Annotated in this window: 2 protein-coding genes and 1 pseudogene; 2 read left to right on the top strand and 1 reads right to left on the bottom strand. The window is 46.3% G+C overall.

What is annotated here, in order from left to right:
• Nucleotides 1-507 precede the first annotated feature (507 nt).
• Together ACTIE0_RS23670 and ACTIE0_RS23665 are read left to right on the top strand one after the other, a co-directional pair.
• A complete protein-coding gene (locus ACTIE0_RS23670) occupies nucleotides 508-1704 on the top strand; it encodes a HetZ-related protein (RefSeq protein ID WP_006624247.1) in 1197 nt (398 codons plus the stop codon).
• Between the two features lie 205 nt (nucleotides 1705-1909).
• Entirely contained in the window at nucleotides 1910-2671 is a 762-nt protein-coding gene (locus ACTIE0_RS23665) for a PHP domain-containing protein (protein ID WP_006624246.1), read from the top strand.
• Nucleotides 2672-2907: 236 nt separating this feature from the next.
• Here ACTIE0_RS23665 and ACTIE0_RS23660 read toward each other — a convergent pair.
• Nucleotides 2908-2971: pseudogene (locus tag ACTIE0_RS23660) on the bottom strand (zinc ribbon domain-containing protein); the annotation flags it as partial.

Below are 2971 nucleotides of genomic sequence, written 5' to 3'. Positions count from 1 at the left end.
AACATCAGGGGGTTTTCTGTAACTGTAGTGGAACCCAACATCAGGGGGTTTTCTGTAACTGTAGTGGAACCCAACATCAGGGGGTTTTCTGTAACTGTAGTGGAACCCAACATATTTAATAGGTTGGGTGGATAGAGCGTGGAACCCAAGATCCATTTGAGAAGACTACAGAAGGAACCAGTTAGGTAACTGTCTACGAAATGGGGGTAGCCCTATAGGTTGAACGATGGGGGAAAAGGAGCGATCGCGCTGATGTCTAAATCCTTATCCAGAGGGAGTTTGAGCGAAATAGGTTCGAGAGTGATATTCACATAGTGGGTCAGTTCACCCTAGCAGTGATTGCAGTTACTTAAAAGAGTGGAACAGTTCAGACCCTGTTTGAATGTGGTTGCTCCTACTATTCAAATTGTAGAGAGTTGAATCAGGACAGGGAAACAAACAAGCCAGCCAAGACCTTGCACCTACGCCTCAACCTCTGCAACAGCCCACTTATACCAGGTAATTAAAATGTTTAATACTAATTCTACCAACGTCGTCGCCGCCCCTGAACTGTCAGATAACAGTGTTGAGACCTTACATACTCAAACGGTAGTTAACAGCCTCCTAGAGGAAATTCAGCAAGTTCTGAAACTGAAACCAGCCAGCAGCGAGTCAGTAATGATGCGAATTGCTATAGAAGTCGATCGCATTTGCAGCAAAAGCAAGCGGATTCAAGATTCCGGGGAAGTAGGAACCTGGCAACTGAACTTAGCCCGCCATCGCCTGCAAAAATGCTTACAATACTATCGTCTGGGTTCTCGCCAAGGTCGGGTTGAACTGCACTCAAATTTGGCGGCGATGGTGTACCGCCATGTGGCTCCTTTTAACTCTAATCTGCATTTCCAGGCTCGGTATAATTTGATTGAAGATTTCCTCCAAGGCTTCTATATTGAGTCTCTGCGGGCGTTTCGTCGTGAACATCAACTGGAAGCGGAATACACCCCCCAAACTCGGTTAGAACTCTCTGAATATATGGCTTTTACAGAACAATATGCCAAGCGTCAGATTGGTTTACCGGGTCGCAACCGCCAACGGTTAATCGTCCTGCGGGCTCAAGGTTTTGCTAAAGGTCAACCCCCAGAAATGTCTCTTGATATTGAATTGGCGGTTGAGGGGGGCAAAACTGAGGAAGCTGAGGCTCAAAGTCGCACCCACGCTATGCAGCAAATTCGCGATTTGATGGTGTCTGAGATGGTTGACCCGGCTGATGCTGTATTGCGCGATCGCGTGATTGCAGAACTGATACAATATTTGGAAGCTCAGGGTCAGAATGATTGTGTAGATTATCTGGTTCTGAAACTTCAGGATTGGCAAGCCGGCGATATTGATAAGGCCCTTAATCTCACCCCTCGTCAACGGGACTACTTACAACAACGGTTTAAGTACCATGTCGAAAAGTTTGCTCACTCTAATAACTGGAAACTGGTTCATGAGTGGTTGGGAGCGGACTTAGACCAAAAACTGGGGATGACTACTGAGCAATGGCGGGTGTTTCAAGATAATCTGTCTCTGGCGGAAAGGACTTTATTGCAACTCAAGCGGGATGGAGAAACTGATAAGGCGATCGCAGTCGCTCTCAAATGTACTCCCAAACAGGTACAGAAGCGTTGGTCTAAATTGCTTAATCAGGCGGCTAGTTATCGCAACAGTGAAGCATCAGCTTAGGGTGGGGAAAAATGGGCATCGGCAATTCCACCCGATCGCCCCATCCTTCCCTAAAATGGCAGTTAGTAAGTATATATAAGAATTAGTAAGTATATATAAGAATTTTAAATCTAAAATCGTCCTTAAATCAGCCGAAATCCCACATCAGGCCTGATAAATTCGATACAGTAGATGTAGGTAAAGGTTTATTAAGAAATCGACGGCTATGTCAGTCAATCTTGTCCCGGCTTCTGCATCCTTCTCCAGTTTATCGAAAACTTGGGAAAATGCTCAGAAGCAATATGTTGAGTCTACGGCTATGAGTCGGTCAGCACTTATTCAAGTCTTACAGGGAATTGATGCGGATAGCTGTCCCACATCCTACAATTTCCATGCTCATACCACGAAATCGGATGGACAGCTTGACCCGATCGCCCTAATTCAACAGGCGATCGCTATTGGACTCAAAGGACTTGCCATCACAGACCACCATACCACTGAGGGCTATCAAATCGCCCGGCATTGGTTAAATCACCGGAAAAGTCATGCTTGCAAACCAGACAACATCCCATCCCTGACCCTGTGGACGGGTGTTGAAATTAACGCCCACCTCCTGGAAACCGACGTGCATATTTTGGGCTATGCTTTTGACCCAGATGCTCCCAGTATCTATCCCTATTTACAGCATCATTCCGCCCCTCGTCAAAATTCCGGGGCTGGGGCTGTGATCGCCGCTATCCAAAATGCTGGCGGTCTAGCTGTTTTAGCTCACCCAGCACGCTATCGCCGCCCATCCGCAGAACTCATCCCCGAAGCCAGTCGCCTAGGAATTGATGGCGTTGAGGTTTTCTATGGCTATCGCCGGACTAACCCCTGGTATCCAACGCCGAAAATTACTGAAGAAATACAACAACTGGCTTGGGATTACAATTTACTGCCTACCTGTGGCACCGATACCCACGGCCTTAACCTATTAGTGCGACTTTAAATTTCCAACTCCCCCGCTCAAAAGAGACGGGGTGTATTTTTGGTCATTGAGCATAGTGCATCGCGATAATTCGATCATCTCTAATCTCAAACGGTGCCTGCCATACTAATCATCAGGAAAAAACTCAACAGCAGCACCAGGAGTAAAAATGTTTGGATTAGGGTTGATACTGATTCTTTATGCCAAACAGAGGTTTTCATAATCGGATTGACTGTTGTCAATTTGAACTGATACATTTACGCGACATTTTTCCGGTTGTTCCCGGACAATGCGACGATAGCACTATTACCCGTTAAGGTA

Origin of the sequence: Limnospira sp., assembly GCF_051859755.1 — a bacterium.
Taxonomy (GTDB): domain Bacteria; phylum Cyanobacteriota; class Cyanobacteriia; order Cyanobacteriales; family Microcoleaceae; genus Limnospira; species Limnospira fusiformis.
This window is presented reverse-complemented; position numbering and strand designations above follow the sequence as displayed.

Bases quoted from the DNA above. Each gene is read 5' to 3' on its own strand.
- ACTIE0_RS23670 (WP_006624247.1), top strand. From the start codon at position 508: ATGTTTAATACTAATTCTACCAACGTCGTCGCCGCCCCTGAACTGTCA.
- ACTIE0_RS23665 (WP_006624246.1), top strand. From the start codon at position 1,910: ATGTCAGTCAATCTTGTCCCGGCTTCTGCATCCTTCTCCAGTTTATCG.